The organism is Galbibacter kalidii (genome assembly GCF_026241135.1).
GTDB lineage: Bacteria > Bacteroidota > Bacteroidia > Flavobacteriales > Flavobacteriaceae > Galbibacter.
Window position 1 is genome coordinate 45,474 of sequence record NZ_JAPFGA010000021.1, and the last position, 20,606, is coordinate 66,079.

The following is a 20,606-nucleotide window of genomic DNA, read 5'->3' on the forward strand; positions in this document are numbered from 1 at the left end:
CTTTGCTCATGGGACTTAACCACTTTTTTAGAAGTATGAGCTATAACGATGTAGTTATAAAAATGTTACATGAGTTATAATAATGTAACATTAAAGAAGGTGTGTGGGATGAAACGAAAACGCTTTCGTGTTACGATTGTTTGTATTCTTTAGGGGAAAGACCGTATTTGTTCTTGAAGGCTGTTGAAAAATAGTTAGGAGAAGAAAAACCTATTGCATATGCTATCTCTGATATATTTAATCCTGAAGTTTTAAGCATTTCTTTGGCTTTTTCTAATTTGATGTTGTTAATATAATCACTTACGCTTATTCCCAGGAGTGCTTTTACCTTTCTGTATAGTTGTACCCTTGACAGGTTGAGTTGGCTGGCCAGGTCTTCAACGGTAAATGAAGGATCGCCAAGATACTCGTTGATCAGCTTGTTTAATTTGAACAGGAACTCTTGTTCTGACGAACCAAAGTTTTTATCTCCTATTTTATGGATATTATTGGTGTAGTAGTAACGTAGCTTCTCCCTGTTGTATAACAATGATTTAATAGACTGTGACAGTATTTTATAACTAAATGGCTTGGTGAGGTATAAATCAACCCCCGATTCCAATCCTTTTACATAAGAATCCTGATCGCTCAATGCGGTTAAGATTATGGTTGGTATATGTGAGGTCCTTAAATCTTTCTTTAAGGTGTTGCAAATTTCAAAACCACTTTTATCAGGCAGGTTTATATCACAAAGTATTAAATCAGGAATAAGGTCCAAGGCTTTTTTTATACCATCCGTACCGTCTGAAGTATAAATGTCGTATTGAGAAGAAAATTTATTTTGCAGGAATGTGGTGAGTTCTACATTATCCTCAATAAGGAGAAGGGTGTATCTTTCGGTATCTGTAGGTTTTTCAATAATATTGGCGGACTTATTGGCGGACTCATCATAATCTAAATGATCAATACTAACATATGTTTCAGGTTCATGAACAATGTCTTTTTCACTTAAATGGTCTGCTCCTTTTGGGAGTATAATTGAAAATTCAGAACCTTTTTTAGACGTTACTTCTATTTTTCCTTTATGAAGTTCTATAAACTGCTTTGAAAGGTGTAAGCCAATACCGGAACTGCTTTTACTGTTGTTAGATCCTTTAAAAAAGGGTTTAAACACTTTTGAAATATCTTTCTCAGGAATACCGATCCCTGAATCTTTTACTTTAATAGTTACAAAATTACCGTTGACCTTATCTGTAATACTTACTTTAATATTACCATTGTTTGGAGTAAATTTAAAGGCATTGGATAACAGGTTAAAATATACCTTATCCATCAGGTTTCTGTCCATATAGAGATCGAGATCTTCACAATTTGAGTCTAAGGTGAAAGTGATGTTTCTTTTTCTGGCTTCGTTCTTAAAATCATTAAAAACATGTTTGGTGAAATTGTAAAGATTGGTTTTAGAAGCCCTAAGCAAAAACTTTTTTTCTTCGGCTTTCCTGAAATCGAGCAATTGATTAATAAGCCTTAACAACCTACGTGAATTATTGTATATGATGTTTACCTCGTTTCTAGCTTTAAAATTTTTAGATTTGAATTCGTCGTTAATAGATTCAACAGAACTTAAAATTAAGGTTAACGGGGTTTTAAACTCATGCGAGATCCCGGTGAAGAAATTTACCTTGGCTTCGTTGTTCAGCCTTAATTCACTAGCTATTTTCTCAATTTTATTTCGCTTAGAAGTGATTTCTTTGTTTTTGACCTCCAGCTGTTTTTTCTTCCTGCTGATTATAGAAGCCGAATAGATACTAAATAGGGCTAATCCCAATACAATAATCAGTAAAAATATAAGCAACCTGAACAGGTTGTTAAGTGTGTAATACTCTTGTTCTTGTGACTTGATTTTTTTAAGCTGTGTTTGGATGCTTTCCTGCTGCTCATCTATTTTGTCCAGCTGGTTTTTCATGATCTCGGCATTCAGCTTATCAATCACAATGGTGTTGAGGATATTGTTTTTTGGAATAGATTGATTCTTATACAACCTTAATGCCAGTTTTATGGCTTCATTCCCTCCTGTTGGGTAAAAAATAGTAGCATTTAAAATACCTTCATCAACCAGTTGTATTCCTCCGTTAGGGGAGTTTAAACCGTCTACACCAATAAATTTTATTTGTTTTTCCAAACCGGCATTACGGGCTACTTCCCACGCGCTTAATGCCATGCGGTCGTTATGTGCAAAAACATAATCTACCCGGGAACCTTGTTCGAGGATTCTTTTAAAAGGTTCTTTAACCGATGTTCTCTCCCAGTCAGCATCGATACTTCCAACAATATTTACAGAATCATATACAGCCAGTATTTGTTTAAAGCCTAAACTTCGTTCATAAGCCGGAGAAGACCCTTTTAAACCTTTTACTTCTACCACGTTTATTCTTTTAGAAGTATTTGAATTAGAGATGATATATTTCCCGGCGTTCCGTCCTACTTCAATATTATCAGCTCCCAGATAAGCAGTATAGTTTTCATTTTCAACTTTTCTGTCTATTACAATTGTAGGTATCCCTTCCTGAAGTGCACGTGATATAATACTGGTTAGCGGTTTGGATTGAATGGGAGAAACAATGATAACATCCACCTTTTGCTCTATAAGACTTTCTAAATCTTCTATTTGTTGGTTTACATTATCATTTGCATCCAGGATTTTGAGCTCAGCCTCAGGGTGCATCGAAGCTTCAACCATCATAGATTTATTCATTTGTTTTCTCCAATCATCGGTGGTCATGGCTTGGGAAAATCCAATCTGTACAATGCCTTCCTTTTTTGCCTGGGAACAAGAACAAAAAAGAGAGATCATTAATAAAAAGAGAGATAAGTGTTTAAAACGCACGGCGGGTTTCTTTTCTGATAAAAATACATATTTATCTTTTATATCAAAGAAACAGCTATATATTACAATAACTGGTAAACTTTTACTTCTGTTAGAAGTAACAAGCTGTAACAAATATTAACCATAATCGTTGTAAAATAGAGTGGTAACATCTCCTCTAGTTGCTTGGACAACAGAATAAATGTAACCATAATTCACAATATCACTTTTAAAATAAACATTTTTCATGCAAAGTAATTGTAGCCTTACCCATTCTGTCGCCTTCCCTAAAAATTAGGACAGTTTTAAAGCCTTTATGATATAAGAAGAAGAGCAACATGGTTAGGAAAGGGCTGAATAAAGTATCATATATTCACTTTATTTCTGCTTTAGTGGTTAACTATCATCGTTTTTTTGCAGACAAAACATTCTCTTGTTGCAATTATAGTGCATCAAAATTATCTTCAAATCCTATTTGATTTTTATCATTTAACAACTGGACATAATCAATACTTCCGGTTCCTTCAAATATATAGGCAATTCCCATGATATCTCCCATATCCTCCTGATAGTGTTCGCTATAGGTTTCTTTCCCATTTAAAAAGATGGTCGCATTCTTATTTTTTACTTTTATTTCTATATCATTCCATTGATATAGATCTGTTCCTAACTTTGATAAATTATTGTTTTTACCCTCCTTATAAATTTCACCTAATTTATAATTGGCACCGGTTTCACAACCTTTACCAACGAGTCCTACTTTAAAAATATTTTCTGTAGTTATTAATAGAACAGCAAGCCATGGACAATTCGATTCTATTTCATGGTCAAGCTTTATTTTGGTCTTAAATGTAAATGTGTCGGATGTAACATGATAATTATCACTATGTGTAATGCGAGACATAAAGTGTTTGGAGATATCTACCTTTTTTTTCAATAAAAGTCTCTTCGGAAGGTGTAAAATCCCATTTTCTATAAAGGATTCACTATTAAAGTTAATATAGCGATCGTCGGCTTCACTATAATAAATATGCGGTTCCCATCCATCACTAATAATATGTACCGCTTGGGTAGCGATAATCTGGTTGTTTGCAATGAGTTTAGCTCGATGATAACCACTTTCATAATAAGTAGATGCATAAACAGCTTTGTTTGGATCTATTTTTTCTTTTCGCCAGCCATTCCATGATTGCTGAATAAAAAAACTATCAGCTTTTACATGATGAAGGTCATAATTAAAAATGAATGTATTGGGAACACCTTTGGCTAAGGTTTTGTTTGTCGAAAATTTGATGGGCCCATTTATTTTAACTTTGTTATTCTGATCATTTCCAAAAGAAAATAAAGTTATGCTTCCAAGTATCAATACGGTTACGCCTACTATGAAAATATATTTTTTTTTCATAGGTAAACGCAGCGTTTTTTTAGGAAAGTTATTTTTGTGTTGGATTTTGAAATCTTGCCAGTTTTTATAACCTAATACATTCACAAGTGCATTGAGGGTAGCTAATTGAGGTTGCGTTTTGTATTTATTTTTCCATATCCGCTTTAGTGTTGATAAGCTTATATAGCACCCCGTATGTTCCTCAATATATAAGGAAAGCTGTTCTAAATCTTTTTGGGTATACCCCTGACCATTACCAAAAGAAAATTTCTCTTCCAGTAAATTTTTACATAATGCAATATATTCATTTTCAGTATTCATCATCTTAAGGATGAAGATACTAATAATTGCTGATAATTAATTATTGTTTTCCGGGTGAACTGCTTTTGACCTTACTTTAAACCGTTTTTGATGAGGTGCTTAGAAGGGTGGTAACTAGTTTTGAGTAATAACTAAAATTCAAAACAAATGAAACAGTATCTTATTTTTATTCCGTTGACGTTATTCTCTTTTTTATCTGTAAAACTAACAGGACAACAAACACAAGCTTTAAACAATCCCAATGATTGGGAGGTTTATAATAGAAAAGTATCTTTTAATAAGGATATTATTCATCTAGATAGTGGCCGGGGTAATGGCATCCTTTGGCTTAAGGATTCTGAATTTTGTAACGGCACAATAGATCTTGAAATAAAAGGAAATAATACACAGGGAGCAAGTTTCGTTGGAGTGGTCATTAATGGAAAGAATAATGATATATACGATGCGATTTACTTTAGGCCTTTTAATTTTAAGAATCCACAAAAACAGCAGCATATGGTACAGTATATAGCCATGCCCCACTTAAACTGGAAAAGACTACGTGAAGTCTATCCTAATAAATATGAAAATAAATTGACTCCTACCCCCGATCCTGACAATTGGTTTCATGTAAGATTAGTGATCAATTATCCAACTGTAAAAGTTTTTGTGAACAATTCAACAAAAAGTTCTTTAACTGTAGAACAGATAAATCTGAGCGGGCATGGGAAAATCGGACTTTGGGTAGGGGAAAACAGTGAAGGATGGTTTAAAAATGTGTCTGTAAAAAAAGACACTATGAATAGGCCGTCACGTATATTAATGGATGTAGGACATGATCAAGTGTTTTGGAATGATCCAAAATCCATGGATATCAATAATGAAAAAATCAATCGGGTCTATATGATGTCAGGAGAATTAATGAAAACAATCAAACCAATAAATGTGCAGGTAGATTATTCCTATGGATTATTAGATGAGAATGTTTTAGAAGAAAAGGATATTTTATTTATACACGTGCCCAAAAAACAATATACCACCAATGAAATACAATCAATTCATAATTTTTTAAATAACGGTGGGAGTATGTTTATGGTAATGGATAGTGATTATTGGTCATCGCTAGACGATACCAACGTCAATGCAATAATAGCTCCATATGGAATACAATATGGTGATGCCATTCCTGATACATTATCTGGAGGACATACTGTGAAAGGAGAAATCAATGATGATGTGTTAAAAATTTCGTATCACGAAGCGAGGAAGGTAAATGGAGGTATTCCTTTTTGCTATGGAGATGAATTGGGTAAAGCGTATCCTTTTGGAGTATATGCTACTACTAAAGGCGGTGGTAAACTGGTGGTTATGGGAGAAGCTATGGTTTCTTTATATATGGATAGTTGGAAGGGAGTAAATGATTATCAGTGTCAAGCTTTTATGCAAGATGTAATTAATTGGTTGAAGTAATGATTAATAAACAAGGATTTATAGAAGAACCCCAAAGTTTCATTTAGCATTGAGGGTGAAAGCCTGAAAAGCAAACACATCGCCCGGTGGGGACAGGCGATTGGGCAGCCCGGCATAAAAGATTTAAGCCATGAAGAGTTTACGCGCCTACAGCATGGTCATTGAAAACGCAAGCTTTATTGACATGGGATACCGTAAAAAAGGAGGTTTTATTGGTGAAGGGAACAAGGATACTTTTCCCCATCCCAGACCATATCTCTGCTAAACAGCAAGATCTCCCAACCTTGTGGTTTGAGATATGAGCCAAGGCTTGCATCAGATGGTTGTGATTAATGTAGTCTTTAGAATAAGTTTCAGAGATTTTTTTGCTCATATTACGGAACCGAGCAACTATAATATAAATTTAAGGTTGCCCCAAAATAAACTCATGAATTACAGTTTTAAGATTTGAAGGTAAATCTGCATTTTTTATTTCAAACCTTTTTACATTCATTTCAGTTAGCCAGCTACTCCAATATTCCTTTATAATATATGCTTCATAAGGATTTCCTTCGTTCGGGTTTATACCCAAAACAAGTATATCTATCTTTTCTAAATTTTGGTTAACAGGAATAAAACCAAGATCTTCATTCTGCATTTTTTCTTTCCATTTTGAAGTGTTAAGCTTATAAGCTTTTAAAGTCTGGGGAGTGATATAAGTAGTCCTGTTACCTTCTTTCATTTTGGAGTTTTCGTGATAAATATATCCATCTGTTAATACTACCAGAATATTCCTATGATTTTTCTGGATACAATAATCTTTTATTTTGTCTTTAAAAAACCTCCAGGTATCTGAACCAACATAATTTTTATCGGCTATGGCATGTTTATATATAGCTTCTGGCTGTGAAGTGTACATATCATTGATTTTACTTAAGAGTTCTTTAGATAGATTATTCCTGGTTATGGCAAACTTTAGTTGATTTGAAATATTATTGATCTCTGGGTTTAAGGGTTCAGGATCAAAGAACAGTTGAATTTTATCGTTTACCAAACGTAATTGTTTACTTCTGATATGATCTGTAAATGCCTCTGAAACTGCTTGTATATAACCTGCGTCTCTCTGATAGTATTCCATAGTGGGATTTGGATATTTTTCCGGATCTATCCTGTCTGACAGGTCTAACAGAAAACTAATGTTCAGGTTAGATGGTAAATTATTGTTTTGCTTTGTCTTAACTACAACATTTTGTACTTGTTGTTCTGCCTGCTTCTCTTTATGGGAGTCACTTTTACAAGAACAGGAGATCATTATTAGTACAAAAGCGTATAATAAGATTTTTATATATAACGGATTAATTTTCATGATTGTCAGTTTTTAGAATATACCAAATGTTGATAGTCGTTTTCGTTTAGTTTCATTTCACATAGATGCTGCTCTGAAATAGCTTCACAGCCTTCCAAAAGTTCGTGCTTCTCTTTATGAGGCAGGGCAATTTCTGTGTTTATGGCCTGAAACCACCCCTCTTTATATTGAGAATGATAGAGGAGATACTCTTTTATTGGGAAAATAAAACCGTCTATCTTAGATTGTAATTCAGAGATAAGCCCTTTAACCAAAGTCGTCTTTTTTTCAAATTCGTGAACCTTCTCTAAAACCTCCTGACGCTTAGCATCCAGATTTTTAAGTTCTTCCTTCTTGTTTTTAATAAATACTTTTATCTTATCGATATTTTCATGTTCTTTCATAATAAAATCGAACACAAGTCCCCAAATAATATATACTACAAAACCTGCAAAAATGATCATCCAAAATTCGGGTTCTGTAAAGGCAATTTTAATATTAAAAGGCGGTGAATCTAGTGTTTTATTAAAGTCGTAAATCTTCTTTTCAATCAGATAGGCCAACAAAGCATCAAAAACAAATGTTAAGGCAAAGAGAGCTATTAGTTTGACAATCCCCTTAAATCCTTTTGTTTTTTGAACCATATGAATAACATAACCTAGCCCCATAAAGACAAAAGGAATAGTAATGACCAATAATCCTTCCAGCCAGCTATCGTTAAAGGCATTGGTAAAAGCATCTTTATCAAAAATTGCTGCAGATAACATATCATTTGTAAATTCTTTAAAGAAAGCTGAATACGATGCCGAAACATAAAACACCAAAAGATATAATGTAATTGGTAATAATAGAGCCAAACCAATATAGAATTGAGCTTTAGGCTGCTTGTCTACATCCAAACCGTACTTTTCAGGATTATTCTTTACCTCAACCATATCATTCTTGGTCGTTTCGATCTCCTCTAAAACATCTGCTTCTTTTTTTTCATAAATACCAATACCTGTTTCACATTTTTTAAGTTCTGTACGAAGTTTTTCCTGTTCTTCCATATAAGGCTGTTTTAGCTTTTTTTGTTCTAATTCCTGTTTTCTGCACTGATCTTCGAAGCTATTGAAGAGATTTTGAAGACAAGCTTTTAACACTATAGGTTTTCCTAAAGCCTTGGTAGAAGCAGCAAAACCACTTTGATAATAAGTAATTCGTATTTGCTCACGGTCTTCCTCATTATAAGTTGAGATGCTTTGCTTACTATCCTTCTTTACCGTAAAAAGTTGTCTGATGGCATTCATGATTCATTGTTTAGTTGGTTAATTAATTCTTCCTTACTCATCCCCTTTTGGGCACAATCCAGTAAATAATTGGAAAGTTCTACCACATTTTCTTCAAGGAATTCAAATCTGATACAATACTTTTTTAGCGTATTTCTTTCATCCTCTGTGATAACTCCATCGGCTATAATCATATATGCCAGATCATACAAATATTCTACTCGTATTTCAATATCTTCGGGAATGGTAGCATTATGATTAGTAGGATTGATCAGTAACTTATCTAGTTCATCTCTTGAAACTCCTCGTTTATCAGCAAAATCATATAGCATTTGGAGTTCAAGCACATCAAAATTATCGTCGGCCATAGCCATTTGATAAAGTCGCAAAAAATGACTTTTTAATTCTGCAGTAATAGTAGTGTTTTCCATGATTTTGATTTAATTAATAAATAAAACTTTAAATGTCACTCCAGTGAGTATAAATAGAAGTAGTGTCACCAAACATCCACTTTTTGTAGACTTAGAAAATGTTTTCCTATAAGTCAGCCCCGGAATGCCGGTTCTAACAGAAAATCCTTTAGTACTTATAGATCCTTTTTTTGATCGATGACTGGGCGTAATGCCAGATTTACTAACATGAACACCAAAGTTCTTACCAAGCTTGATTCTTTTGTTATACCTAAACCCCATTTGTTTATTGTTTTATATATTTATTATATACATATCCTGTTTTCCCGGTCGTCTTTTTAGATACTTATTCTAATACACCTCTCTCTTTGAACTGACGTATATTATATTTTTAATCCTCCCACCCACACAAGGTCTTTCCTCTTTTCTTAGCATCTTTAAGACTCAATTTTTTTATTTTGGCCTTACAAGCATTAAGTCCGCGGCAGGTTTTCTTGTAATGGTATTTTTTGCCATTTGCGCTGTTACAGATGTAGACATCGGTTACAACAGATACTTCAGGAATATTACCTGAGGTGAGGGATACTATCAACAAGGATGCTATAAGGAAATTTTTCATGTTTTATTAATAATACTTTCGGCTATCTCTTCTTCCTCAAGAATTTCCTGAGTTTTTAAAATGATTTGCCTTTTTCCAGTAATAGGATTTTTAAAAAGCATGTAACCAGGTCTGCACCTTTTAAACCTATACACTAATGCTTTTAGCCCAATTATAAATCCTTCCTCATTAATTGCATCAAAAACAAAATGAGAGCACGATTTTTTAAAAATGCATTTTTTCCTTTTAGACTCAGGAATTAATTTCCAATATATCTTAATGATATTCAACAAAAGTGTTTTCATTTATCTTTTAAATACTATCATTTGTCTTGAAGTAGTATACCCAGGTTTGGCCCCAAAACCAAAACATCCATTATCTGGTTGAACAAATGTTGTCACACTTTCAAGTCTTGCATATTCCCATCCTTCGGAAGAATAAGAGTTAATTAACTCTTCTAACTGTTGGGCAACATACTCAGGTTTACTATTTTTTGAGTCTACAGAAGCAACAAAAGGGATTACTTTATATTCCATGATTTTAAGCATATTGAATTAATTTCCATGTAACGGCTTTACCTTTATATGGAGGCATTGTATTTCCTTTTGAAATAGGTGCTGTTGTTGAAGGGTTTCCAACTACTTTCCATACTCCAGATTCAGGACATTTTTGACCTGTTCTTGCTGTTGTTCCAATTGGTTTTTTTGGCATAATCTTAAATTTTAATGTTATCGTCTCAAACTTAAGATCATTACAAATCAATTCCTTACGGAAATCCGTAATAGAAAAAATAAATTGTAAAAGTGAGTGTTTAGTGTCCGGAAGGATACTATATTGAATGATGAATTATTTATAAGTTCATCTTATTAAAGTGGCTATAATAATCCCATGTCTTTAACAATGGAAACTAAGTGAGCGGTATTTTTAGCCTTAAAGTAATTTTTCAATCTATTGATCCGCTTTTCAATACTGCTCTTACTTGCAGGCCTAATACCCTGTTTTTTAAACAAAAATGCTATTTCATCTTGTGCGTTACCGTTGGCCAATTCATTAATCAACAGTATGTCATATTCTTCAATTTCCATAACCGGGGCAGCCCGAAGCGTTTGCTGAAGCTCTGCACTAACATATTGATCTGTTTCTGTTAACATTTTTATAGCCCTAACCATTTCTTTGGTACTATTGCGCCCCTTGCAGATATAGCTGTTAATGTTAAGCCTTTTAAAAAAAGTTCTTATTTTTTCGGGTCTGTCTTCAATAGAATATATGATTACCTTCATTGGGATATTTTGCTCCCTGAGTTTAGCTACCAACTCATCTCCTGAATTTAATGTATTAGTGTGATGATCTTGTTTAAAAGACAGATCGGTGATCAATAGATCGTAAGGTCGTCCGTCTTGTTGGGCTTTCCGTATTTTTAAATAAGCATTATCACAATACTTGGCATGGTGAACATCAAAATTGAAGGTCTTTTTTAATATTGCTATCAGTCCTTCATTAATACTGTCGATATCTTCGGCTACTAAAACTTTTTTAAACATTGTTCTAATAATTACATTGGGATATTGATCATAGCTTTAAATCCACTGTTCAAACTTGTTTCAAAAGTAACCTTTCCTTTAACAGCTTCTATACGGTTTTCCATATTCTGTAATCCGCCTTTTAATTTTAGTCCTTCTTTATCGATGCCAATACCATTATCGCTATAGCCTAAGTGTAATTGTTTGTTTCCGTTCTGAAAATTAACAACCGCCAACGTGGCCTTGCTGTGTTTTTTCATGTTCACCATCAATTCTTGCAACGATCGGTATATTACTCTTTTCTTTACCTCCTCTAATGAATTCCAGTTTATGTTGTCTATCCCCTTGCTGATAACACTCACCTTTTGATTGTTGTAATTGGCTAAGAGCGTTTTTAAGTTTTCAGGAAAATTAATCCCTGTTTCTATGTCGTTATATTCACGGGATATATTGCGGGTTTTGCTGTAAATGGCATCGAGTGCGTTTTCGAGCTTGTCTTTTATTTTTGCAGATATAGACTGGTTTTGCACCAACGTAAGAACATTAAACACATCGTTGGCCACCTCATCGTGCACGCGTTTAGAGATCTTTAATTCGGCATCATAGGCTGTTTTTTCTTTTTCCCGGTGGTGTTTATTCTTTATCCATCGGTAACGCCAGTACCCGACACCAAATACAATCAACAAGAGTAGTATTAAAATAATGTTTCTAAATTTGGCTCTGCTCATCTCTAGACTTTGTATCTGTGCCTCTCCTTTTAACCGCTCGTTCTCTTGCCTGTTGTACTCCACATCATATTTAACCTTGGCATAACTACTCTTGACACGTTCCCTCACTTTATTAATACTATCGCTTAAGTGTTGATATGCTAATGCATATTCTTTCGGATTGTTCGATATTTCTATAAGCATAGCCAGGGCATTCAATTCATCGTCTGCATTCTTATAAACTTTTGCAGTGCTAAGAGCCATTTGAGCCATCTTAAGGGCTTTTGGGTTATTCCTATCTGCATAATGTTCAGCCAAGTGAATATAACTGGCATTAAGCTCAAAAGGATCGTCTTTTTGTTTTCTAAGTTCCAGGGCTTCTCGTAAAAACTGCTCAGCGTCTTTATGACCAAGCTTGCTTTTGGTAAAAGCCCAGTTGTCTATCGACCGGGCTTTTGATGAAATATACTTTGGTTTGTTTAAGGTGGTATCGTTAATTACGCTAGAAAGCAAACTGAACGCCTCCTGATACTTTTCTTGTTTTAGATATACCACTGCTTTGTTATTAGTAATGGCATTTACCTCGTTTGGACCTTTTGCCGATTCAATTGCTTTATCATACCAATACAATGCTTCTTTATACAATTCTTGCTGTTTAGTAGCGATGGCAATCGCATTATAAGCTCCAGATATATATTTTTTATTAGATTTTTCTTCAAGAGCTATTAAAGCATTAACAGCCATTGTTTCAGCTTCATTATAGTTACCTGCTTCGTTTAATAAATTGGAAAGGTTAACGGATTTTTTTCCAACATTCATGCTATCGCCTAAACTTTTATAAATGTTGATAGAATTATAATAATTGACTAATGCATTTTCAATATCTTTATAGTCCCTATAGTAATAACCAAGCCTAAAATATGCATCTGCAATGCCGGAACTATCTTTTCTATTCTCTTGAATTTCAAATAATTTTTGGGCATATATTATAACACTATCCTTATTCTGAATTTTACGAAAAAGACTTATTCGCTGTTTAATAATATCTATCATGATTGAATCACTACCACTATGGATAAGCTTTAAGGCTCTTTTATTAACACGAAGTGCTTCTTCTATCGATCTGTCTTTTTTAAGACTGTCTGCCTCTAAATAAAGTGAATTAATATAATTGCTTGCCACACTTTTTTGCAGGGTTTTATCATTTTGATGCTTACATGAAATTACACCAATAAAAACAGTTATAAAAAAGAGGAATGAAATTAGGTTTATTTTCATTCCTCTAAAATAAAGAATTAAAAGGTATTAATTACCTTCTTCAGGATCAGGATTGTCTGGGTCTTCATTGATTTCCCCATCTTCTCCATTTGCTTGTTGGTGATAAAGTGCATCGGTTTCTGCAACACTGTCATCAGTACATGAAAATAAAGTTGTGTTGCTTACTATAAGTGCCAGTAATAAAAATATACGTTTCATTATTTTAAATTTTTCAGATTAAACAATAGGGTTGCTGTCTGCCATAGGCAGGTTTTTGTGCTTTACAGCAACCGATTAGAGTTAAAGGAGTACTCCTTTTGTTTGGGAAGTGGAAACCCTATGCAGCGGCTTTAGCTACTTCCCTTTGGCTTTAGCCAACCGCAATGTGGATTTCCGTAAAAATGATTCTAGCGCTTTGGTTATGTTAGCATGACATAACCCGAACCATTCTGCGAACAAAGTAAAAAGATGTGTGTGAAGGGATTGCAGACATGTTGTCGACATCTTTTTGACATTGTTTGGACATTGTTTATTTTTAAATGAAATAACCTGATAAACAATTAATTATACCAACCAAAAAACCTAACTAAATGGAAAAATGGATACAGAAACTTATAGAAGACTTATTTGAAAAAGCCAAAACAAACTCTAGAGAAACCAAACCTTATGGGTTGGCAAAATATCTGTCAGAGCATGTTCAAAGTGCCAGAATTGAAGAAAAAACATTTATTAGATACCATGGGGGTTACATAACCAAAACCAAGAGAAGAAGAAAGCCGGTAAAAAGCACACGAGATGCTTTTAGTGTTTATTTAGGTTATAAGGATTTCGATGATTTTATAAAGGAGAATGAATCGGAGAAAGAAGCTGTAAAAAGAAAACATGAGGCTCAAATAAAAAAGTTAAATAACCGATTTCTATATTCTTTAATATCTGGTATAGCATTAGCATGTGGGGTAATTTTCTTTATGGTAAAATATTATGAAAAAAATTGTATGATCTGGGTTGGCGATCACTACGAAAAGATTAAATGTTCCGGGACAAACAATGAAAAAAGGCTGGATGAGCTTGTTCTTGAAAACTTCTATAAGATTGATGCTTGCGACACTACTACCTTCTTTAAGGGAGGAAAAGAAGTGATTTGGTATGATAAATCGAATAATACGTTAGAGTATTTTACCTATCCCGGAATTCACCCACTAAATGGTAAAACCCTTAAACCTATTTCAGATCATATTATAGACAAATATGTTTCTTCATGCACATTTGAAAAAGACGAGATCCAGTCTACTCGAAATAATTTATAAAATAATAACACGGTGGTATGAAGCATTAGTAATTTCTCCGATACCACATAAACCTACCTATCGGCAAACAAATCCACCTAGCTTAGTTTCTTAACTTTAATTTCAAACAATATTTCTAAATCATAAAAATCAGCAACTTTAGGTCTGAGTCAAAAACTACAAACCTCTCTGTCGGATGAGAATGGCTCGTATTATAATAGAAAAGCAAAATAATCAGAATTAAGTTGTTGATTTTTGCTTCGGTATAATTCAACTCCTTAGGTTACAGAAACCTGTAATCTACTCCAAAAACTATTTGTTTTCTTTGAAGGAGAAACAAATAAATTTAATCATTATGTCAGTAAAGCATTTACCAACAGGAGAAGTACATAAAGGACAAAAAGGAGGGCAAACCGGTTGTGGGTTTGAGACTCAAGACAACCCAGATCATTGGATTAATTCTAATGACAGCATTACATGCGACAAAAATGGGTGCAAGTAGAACAGAAGTATATGCCAATCCGCTGTGATTGGCTTTTTTGTTTTATGGGATTGTGGGTTTCTGTAATTTGATTTGGTTGAAAAAACACCACTTTTTGCTGGTTGTGCCCTTGTTGTTATTGTTGTCGCGCGAAGTTGGGAGATATTCGCGAAATACCCATTCTTATTTTTTATTCATTCACTCTTCGGAAAGCGGGTTTTACATAAATTTAATTAAAGCTCTTCCTTAATTAATTTTTCACCAAAATACTTTATTAACGTTTTTTCTTATTTAAGTTTTCGGTATATTTCTTAAATTAGGGGTGCTCTTTTTAAAATAAAACTCAAGATGAAAAGTTTCGAAGCAGGAAAATGGATTAACCAAGGTACATATAAAAGCTTTCAACCTAATTATATAAACAGGAAATGGACAGTTGAAAGCATGGAATTATTAAATCTTTTAGGTCAGGCAAACAGGCATTTGGGAAGATTGGATATGTATTCTGAATACATTCCCAATATTGACTTGTTTATCAGCATGCACGTTTTAAAAGAAGCCACACAATCGAGTAAAATTGAGGGAACTAAAACCAATATAGAAGAAGCATTATTGGACAGGGAAGACGTCAATACAGAAAAAAGGGATGATTGGGAAGAAGTACAAAATTATATATCGGCATTGAATACTGCTATCGTTAAATTGGAAGAACTCCCATTGTCATCAAGACTAATTAGAGAAACCCACAAGATTTTATTAAATGAAGTTAGAGGGAAACACAAACTACCGGGAGAGTTTAGAACCAGCCAAAACTGGATTGGAGGAGCAAGCATAAATGATGCGACATTTATCCCTCCAACACATATAACAGTTAATGATTACATGAATGATCTGGAAAAATTTGCCCATGATATTGAAAATTTTTTTCCCGATTTATTAAAAATAGCATTAATCCATTATCAATTTGAAACGATACATCCATTCCTAGATGGTAATGGAAGGGTGGGGAGATTAATGATCACACTATATCTAGTAGAAAAAAGAATTCTAAAAAAACCTATTCTTTATCTATCTGATTTTTTCGAACGAAACAGAACTCTTTATTATGACAATTTAATGCGGGTAAGGGAAAATAATGATATTGAACAATGGTTTAAATTCTTCTTGGTTGGAGTTATTGAAACCGCAAAAAACAGTATTTCTACTTTCGATAGTATTTTAAAATTAAAAGAAGAAGTGGAAGTTAAACTTAAAGAGTTAGGAAGCCGGTCTAATAATGCACAAACAATAGTCAACAACCTATACCAAAGACCTATGATTGACGCACAAAGAGCTAAAGACTTAACCAATTTATCAATGCCCTCTGTTTACAAACTAATAGATGAACTGGAAAAACTGGGAATCATTCAAGAAATAACAGGAGGTAAAAGAGGAAAACTATATTTGTTCAGAGATTATATAAAACTTTTTAAATAGACTTTGTTATTGATGTTAAAAAAAGAAGCAATTATCAAAGCTCTAAATCGTATGATAAATTAAGGTAAGATGCAAAAATTGAACTTACTCAATATTACATCCTACTACCATGTTATTTCTCCTCTCTCAAGAAAAAACCACAACTTTTTTACGGTTGTGGCTTTGTTGTAATCATTGTAAAGGTATGAGCGTGACGCTTGCACCAGCAGGGGGAGTGAGATGCCATCATGAAAATAAAATTCATCACCACCATTTTACATTATTTTTGACAGAATAAAGCGAATAGGCAGTTAATATTAACATTAAAATCATATAAATAACAGAAAGTATTATATACAATGTCTTTTTATTTTTTTCTATTCTTTCATACTCACAAAGTATCTCTTTTCTACGTTGTACATTATTAAAATAATAGTAATTTATAGCCAGAAGAATACTTATTACAATAAAACCAATAGCTTTACTTCTATTTATAATTAGATCCCGTTTATTCAATATTTGAAATAGAATACAATCCAAAATAAACAATAGCGTGAAAAACTGATAGAATGTAACAACAACTATAGTTGAAAATGCTGGGTGTAATCTATTCTTAAAAACCCTAAATGTAATCCAATAATTCACGCTAAAAAAAATATTCAACATAATTACCAATTATAATCTTTGTAAAATGTATTAAAGTACCAACTACTCTCCACTATTGTTTTTCCTATGCCTGTTCCCAGACTCCACATACTTCCATAGATATTTCTTAATCCTGCTGCATCTGTAGCTCCTAAATAAACAGCTCCTGCAGTACTTAATTTACCACTTTGATATTCTTCATAGGTATTGTATGCGCCATATAAACTAGCAACACTTCCTAATTTCCCAAGCCTTGATGACCACTTTCCAGCAAATTTATTTTTACCTCCAGTTACGCCATTACCTCCCCAATTGACATCATAAAATTTGAAGTTTTTCCCTAACCAAAAACTTTCATTTTTTAGAAAGGCACTTGTTATGTCTAGAACAGCCCCAGAAAGAGCTATACTTGAAAGTCCTTCTCCGCCATTTGTATAATAATTCCGTTCTCTATGATATTTATAGGAATATGCCCAATGTCCATAACCCCCGCTTGATTTTTCATTCCATGGATTAGAGCCATATTTTTCGACCTGTTCACCAAGATTAAATACTTGTCTCGGGCTAAGGTCTCCATATTTTCCTGAATCATCAGCTACAATAACGTCTTCATCTAACAAAATATCTCCATTACTTAATCTCCCTCCCGAGCCTCTAAATTCTTCACCAATAAAGGTATCTATTTGGGCTCCAGATATATTACCTTCGTTCATACTCTCAAACCTAAGCATATTTAAAAAACGTGATATATCTTTCTCGTTATCCGTATACCAAGAACCATCAGATTTTATTTCCCATAATCCAATGGGATCATTAAATAAAACTGGATTATTAAATCCAAAACGATAAGTTGTCCAATTCCTTGCCATTTCTGCGGCAGGATCTATAGAATTAAATCTTCCTATATCACTACTATAACTTCTATAATCCATTTCATAAAGATCAAGCCCTAGACTTTCTTCCAATTCAACACCATTGTACTTCCACCGTTGAGCAGCGCTGTTTCCAAGTGGCGATGTGCCATAGTTGTACCCCCTGTGTTTCAGCCCAAAAGGGTAATAATTGCTCTCCTCGATGATCTCGTCGGCCGTTATGCCGCCATTGTTGTTGGCGTCCATATAACTTAATCGTATGTTACCCAAGTGGTCCTTGTACTGGTAGACATAATCATAGCCACCACCTTCAGCATCTACATAGCCCTCAGCATGGCTGAAGAACTGCAATATTGGCCCTTCCCCAGTATGAACATCTTCATAGATATAGTTCCCGGCATAGTCCGTCGTCTTTGTCACAGAACCTCCTTCGGTCACTGTCTTTCTCAGTTTGGTGCCCGAAGCGTTGTAAATATAGTTAAATTCTTAGTTGTTTTTCTCAAGATCAAAGCCACAACTTTTTACTGTTGTGACTTTGTTATTCCATAAGTATGAGCGTGACCCTTAAATCCGCAAGTCTATGCTCAGGTTGATAAATTTAAGTCAATTTGACCCTCAAAAAGTGATTGTTTTATGTTTTAATTTTGGTTTTCCCACTTTAATTTACGGTAAAAAAATGCACGCCTGAAACTATCTAAACTAACTTTGTCATTCAGTAAGGATGAAAGTTTTGGGTCTTCGTTACATCTTTCATAAATCGCTATTGTGTCATTCGAGGTCAGTCTTAATGTTAAAGAGTCACTACATATTTTAACAAATCTATTTTTTCCTGTCTCAATATTATTCGAATCAGAATTAAAAATTTTCTGATCCTTATATTTCAATTCCGTTATTATCTGTTCAAATGCCCCCCCAAAAACAGTAATATATGAGCTATCAACATATAACTCTCGATAACTAGACCCTTCTGAAGGAGAACTGGAGACTAAACACCAATCTCCTTCAATATTTAAAATTGAACAGTTTACTTCTTCAGATTGATTCAATTTAATTTTGGTTGATCCCATAAAAGAAATCAACAAAACAAAGAATATAAGTAAAACTATATACTGGATTTTTCTATTTATCATTTAATTAGTTTTTTAGCTGATTGTAATGAATAGACGAAAACATAAATCTAGCTCTGTAGGGGTCGTAAATATGTCTGCTAGGGTTAAACACATTTTCTTGTATGTATTTAGCTAATTCACCTCCATTATAATAATCACCTTTACTCTTGTTACTAAATTTTAGAGTCATAACATCCCATATAGTGCTCTCCCTATTTTTATTTTTCCCCCAAGTTCCAAAACCTATTGTTTCTTTCCCTCCAATTCCAGTCCATCTTACTTCTGAAACCATATAATTATGTATGTAATATTGTCCCAATATATTTAATTGTGCAGTACCTTCTATTCCAGGTGCTGTTAAATTTGAAAATGTAAGAACTGCTGTTGGATCATATCCTAAAATGGAATTTAACCAATCTAATTTAGTACTTCTACCGGAAATATCAACAAAATCTCTCATCAATACATTAATATCATTCTGTTCTAAATAAATCGCCCATAACAAACTATACATTAATAAGTCAGATTTAGTCATAGAATATGGATCTATTTTTCTATTTGGTTTATCTAATATATCACCGGTAATAATTAGATCTCCACTGCTAACACTCCCTACATTTCTTTCACTTTCAATTTCATTTTGAAAGTTCTGCCTGGCCTGGGCCCTCATGGCATCAAAACCGCCACCGCCAGGCCTGGACAGCTGCACCCATTGTTCGTTCGTCAAACCATCCGCACCTATGGACGAATCGGCCCCGGACGGGTCCATCCAAAACACAGGGTTGTTGTCAAAAGCATTATAGGTGGACATGGAGTAGTGCACCACCGGATCCATGGAAGTAAACCTCCCAACAGCGGGATCATACTGCCTAAAGCTCATTTCGTACAGATTAAGGTCCAGTGACTCTTCCAGTTCAACACTATTGTACTTCCAACGTTGAGCAGCGCTGTTTCCAAGTGGCGATGTGCCATAGTTGTACCCCCTGTGTTTCAGCCCAAAAGGGTAATAATTGCTCTCTTCTACGATCTCATCGGTAGTCACGCTGCCATTATTATTGGCATCCATATAGCTTAAGCGTACATTCCCCAAGTGGTCCTTGTACTGGTAAACATAATCATAGTCACTGCCATTCGGGGTCACGTAGCCCTCTGCATGGCTGAAGAACTGCAATATTGACCCATCCCCAGTATGAGCATCTTCATAGATATAGTTCCCGGCATAGTCCGTCGTTTTTGTCACAGAACCTCCTTCGGTCACCTCTTTTCTCAGTTTGGTACCCAAGGCATCGTAAATATAAGAAATGTCCCCTTCATTTTTAAAAACGCGTGTAGGTAAATTTAAATAGTTATATTGAATAGTAAGTAGTTTATTGAAATCTACTATTATATTACCATTATCATCATAAAGGTATTCTTTAGTAGTGTTGATTCCGTCCCTAAAACCATATACTTTGTCTGCACTATCCGTTACATTCAATAGCCTATTGCCCGCATCATAACCATAGGTAAGAGCATCCATTGACCCGAAGTCTGTTGAACTATTTGGGACATCAGCTAGAGCTCCCTTTCGCTCCAATGCCGTGATGTTCCCGTTCTTGTCATAGGCCACATTGTGCAAACTGTAGCGGTCGTACCAGCCCCCGCCCGCAAACTGGGCATCGGTGATCCTGTTCAGGGC

The 20,606-nt window shown here is 34.2% G+C and carries 20 protein-coding genes; 5 read left to right on the forward strand and 15 right to left on the reverse strand.

Features of this window, described 5'->3' with window-relative positions:
- Positions 1–130 precede the first annotated feature (130 nt).
- Both OOZ15_RS17515 and OOZ15_RS17520 read right to left on the reverse strand, forming a co-directional pair.
- Positions 131–2,833, reverse strand: coding sequence for a hybrid sensor histidine kinase/response regulator transcription factor (locus tag OOZ15_RS17515; protein WP_265957745.1), 2,703 nt, complete (start codon positions 2,831–2,833; stop codon positions 131–133).
- 454 nt (positions 2,834–3,287) lie between these two features.
- Positions 3,288–4,553 carry a 3-keto-alpha-glucoside-1,2-lyase-like domain-containing protein gene (locus tag OOZ15_RS17520; RefSeq protein WP_265957746.1) on the reverse strand — a complete coding sequence of 422 codons (1,266 nt, stop codon included), beginning with the start codon at positions 4,551–4,553 and terminating at the stop codon, positions 3,288–3,290.
- Between the two features lie 144 nt (positions 4,554–4,697).
- Here OOZ15_RS17520 and OOZ15_RS17525 point away from each other — a divergent pair, with 144 nt between their 5' ends.
- Entirely contained in the window at positions 4,698–5,999 is a 1,302-nt protein-coding gene (locus OOZ15_RS17525) for a 3-keto-alpha-glucoside-1,2-lyase-like domain-containing protein (protein WP_265957747.1), read from the forward strand.
- Between the two features lie 130 nt (positions 6,000–6,129).
- Positions 6,130–6,264: a hypothetical protein gene (locus tag OOZ15_RS17530; protein WP_265957748.1), complete on the forward strand. Its 135-nt coding sequence runs from the start codon at positions 6,130–6,132 to the stop codon at positions 6,262–6,264.
- A 138-nt stretch (positions 6,265–6,402) separates the two neighbouring features.
- Here OOZ15_RS17530 and OOZ15_RS17535 read toward each other — a convergent pair whose 3' ends face one another.
- The 10 genes from OOZ15_RS17535 to OOZ15_RS17580 form a co-directional block, all read right to left on the reverse strand.
- Positions 6,403–7,344, reverse strand: a complete 942-nt coding sequence (locus OOZ15_RS17535; RefSeq protein ID WP_265957749.1) for a hypothetical protein — start codon at positions 7,342–7,344, stop codon at positions 6,403–6,405.
- A gap of 5 nt (positions 7,345–7,349) precedes the next feature.
- On the reverse strand, positions 7,350–8,612 hold the full coding sequence (locus OOZ15_RS17540; protein ID WP_265957750.1) for an MraY family glycosyltransferase: 1,263 nt from the start codon (positions 8,610–8,612) through the stop codon (positions 7,350–7,352).
- A complete protein-coding gene (locus OOZ15_RS17545) occupies positions 8,609–9,022 on the reverse strand; it encodes a hypothetical protein (RefSeq protein WP_265957751.1) in 414 nt (137 codons plus the stop codon). The genes OOZ15_RS17540 and OOZ15_RS17545 overlap by 4 nt, the downstream gene beginning before the upstream one ends.
- Before the next feature lie 370 nt (positions 9,023–9,392).
- Positions 9,393–9,620 (reverse strand): hypothetical protein, encoded by a 228-nt coding sequence (locus tag OOZ15_RS17550; RefSeq protein WP_265957752.1) that lies wholly within the window; start codon positions 9,618–9,620, stop codon positions 9,393–9,395.
- A complete protein-coding gene (gene yidD / locus OOZ15_RS17555; protein ID WP_265957753.1) occupies positions 9,617–9,904 on the reverse strand; it encodes a membrane protein insertion efficiency factor YidD in 288 nt (95 codons plus the stop codon). The genes OOZ15_RS17550 and yidD overlap by 4 nt, the downstream gene beginning before the upstream one ends.
- Entirely contained in the window at positions 9,905–10,135 is a 231-nt protein-coding gene (locus OOZ15_RS17560; RefSeq protein ID WP_265957754.1) for a DUF4177 domain-containing protein, read from the reverse strand.
- Between the two features lie 4 nt (positions 10,136–10,139).
- Entirely contained in the window at positions 10,140–10,310 is a 171-nt protein-coding gene (locus OOZ15_RS17565) for a hypothetical protein (RefSeq protein WP_265957755.1), read from the reverse strand.
- A gap of 164 nt (positions 10,311–10,474) precedes the next feature.
- Positions 10,475–11,140, reverse strand: coding sequence for a response regulator (locus OOZ15_RS17570; protein ID WP_265957756.1), 666 nt, complete (start codon positions 11,138–11,140; stop codon positions 10,475–10,477).
- An 11-nt stretch (positions 11,141–11,151) separates the two neighbouring features.
- Positions 11,152–13,104 (reverse strand): tetratricopeptide repeat-containing sensor histidine kinase, encoded by a 1,953-nt coding sequence (locus OOZ15_RS17575; protein WP_265957757.1) that lies wholly within the window; start codon positions 13,102–13,104, stop codon positions 11,152–11,154.
- Positions 13,105–13,131: 27 nt separating this feature from the next.
- On the reverse strand, positions 13,132–13,302 hold the full coding sequence (locus tag OOZ15_RS17580) for a hypothetical protein (protein WP_265957758.1): 171 nt from the start codon (positions 13,300–13,302) through the stop codon (positions 13,132–13,134).
- 371 nt (positions 13,303–13,673) lie between these two features.
- Here OOZ15_RS17580 and OOZ15_RS17585 point away from each other — a divergent pair, with 371 nt between their 5' ends.
- The 3 genes from OOZ15_RS17585 to OOZ15_RS17595 all read left to right on the forward strand — a co-directional run bounded on the left by OOZ15_RS17585 (position 13,674) and on the right by OOZ15_RS17595 (position 16,323).
- A complete protein-coding gene (locus tag OOZ15_RS17585; protein ID WP_265957759.1) occupies positions 13,674–14,390 on the forward strand; it encodes a hypothetical protein in 717 nt (238 codons plus the stop codon).
- 334 nt (positions 14,391–14,724) lie between these two features.
- Positions 14,725–14,871, forward strand: a complete 147-nt coding sequence (locus OOZ15_RS17590; RefSeq protein ID WP_265957760.1) for a hypothetical protein — start codon at positions 14,725–14,727, stop codon at positions 14,869–14,871.
- Positions 14,872–15,198: 327 nt separating this feature from the next.
- The gene (locus OOZ15_RS17595; RefSeq protein WP_265957761.1) at positions 15,199–16,323 is read left to right on the forward strand and encodes a Fic family protein; all 1,125 of its coding nucleotides are present in this window, start codon (positions 15,199–15,201) and stop codon (positions 16,321–16,323) included.
- Positions 16,324–16,970: 647 nt separating this feature from the next.
- Here the strand turns inward: OOZ15_RS17595 and OOZ15_RS17600 are convergent.
- From OOZ15_RS17600 to OOZ15_RS17610, 3 genes are all read right to left on the reverse strand, one after another.
- Complete coding sequence (locus tag OOZ15_RS17600) at positions 16,971–18,257, reverse strand: RHS repeat-associated core domain-containing protein (RefSeq protein ID WP_265957762.1); 1,287 nt, start codon at positions 18,255–18,257, stop codon at positions 16,971–16,973.
- Between the two features lie 200 nt (positions 18,258–18,457).
- Positions 18,458–18,949: a hypothetical protein gene (locus OOZ15_RS17605; protein ID WP_265957763.1), complete on the reverse strand. Its 492-nt coding sequence runs from the start codon at positions 18,947–18,949 to the stop codon at positions 18,458–18,460.
- Positions 18,950–18,953: 4 nt separating this feature from the next.
- On the reverse strand, positions 18,954–20,606 hold a 1,653-nt coding region (locus tag OOZ15_RS17610; protein WP_323053939.1), incomplete at its 5' end, for an RHS repeat domain-containing protein.

Coding starts and splice junctions, on each gene's coding strand:
- OOZ15_RS17580 (WP_265957758.1), bottom strand. CDS start 13,302: ATGAAACGTATATTTTTATTACTGGCACTTATAGTAAGCAACACAACT.
- OOZ15_RS17545 (WP_265957751.1), bottom strand. CDS start 9,022: ATGGAAAACACTACTATTACTGCAGAATTAAAAAGTCATTTTTTGCGA.
- OOZ15_RS17535 (WP_265957749.1), bottom strand. CDS start 7,344: ATGAAAATTAATCCGTTATATATAAAAATCTTATTATACGCTTTTGTA.
- OOZ15_RS17550 (WP_265957752.1), bottom strand. CDS start 9,620: ATGAAAAATTTCCTTATAGCATCCTTGTTGATAGTATCCCTCACCTCA.
- OOZ15_RS17560 (WP_265957754.1), bottom strand. CDS start 10,135: ATGGAATATAAAGTAATCCCTTTTGTTGCTTCTGTAGACTCAAAAAAT.
- OOZ15_RS17590 (WP_265957760.1), top strand. CDS start 14,725: ATGTCAGTAAAGCATTTACCAACAGGAGAAGTACATAAAGGACAAAAA.
- OOZ15_RS17595 (WP_265957761.1), top strand. CDS start 15,199: ATGAAAAGTTTCGAAGCAGGAAAATGGATTAACCAAGGTACATATAAA.
- OOZ15_RS17565 (WP_265957755.1), bottom strand. CDS start 10,310: ATGCCAAAAAAACCAATTGGAACAACAGCAAGAACAGGTCAAAAATGT.
- OOZ15_RS17570 (WP_265957756.1), bottom strand. CDS start 11,140: ATGTTTAAAAAAGTTTTAGTAGCCGAAGATATCGACAGTATTAATGAA.
- OOZ15_RS17520 (WP_265957746.1), bottom strand. CDS start 4,553: ATGATGAATACTGAAAATGAATATATTGCATTATGTAAAAATTTACTG.
- OOZ15_RS17605 (WP_265957763.1), bottom strand. CDS start 18,949: ATGATAAATAGAAAAATCCAGTATATAGTTTTACTTATATTCTTTGTT.
- OOZ15_RS17525 (WP_265957747.1), top strand. CDS start 4,698: ATGAAACAGTATCTTATTTTTATTCCGTTGACGTTATTCTCTTTTTTA.
- yidD (WP_265957753.1), bottom strand. CDS start 9,904: ATGAAAACACTTTTGTTGAATATCATTAAGATATATTGGAAATTAATT.
- OOZ15_RS17530 (WP_265957748.1), top strand. CDS start 6,130: ATGAAGAGTTTACGCGCCTACAGCATGGTCATTGAAAACGCAAGCTTT.
- OOZ15_RS17575 (WP_265957757.1), bottom strand. CDS start 13,104: ATGAAAATAAACCTAATTTCATTCCTCTTTTTTATAACTGTTTTTATT.
- OOZ15_RS17585 (WP_265957759.1), top strand. CDS start 13,674: ATGGAAAAATGGATACAGAAACTTATAGAAGACTTATTTGAAAAAGCC.
- OOZ15_RS17540 (WP_265957750.1), bottom strand. CDS start 8,612: ATGAATGCCATCAGACAACTTTTTACGGTAAAGAAGGATAGTAAGCAA.
- OOZ15_RS17515 (WP_265957745.1), bottom strand. CDS start 2,833: ATGATCTCTCTTTTTTGTTCTTGTTCCCAGGCAAAAAAGGAAGGCATT.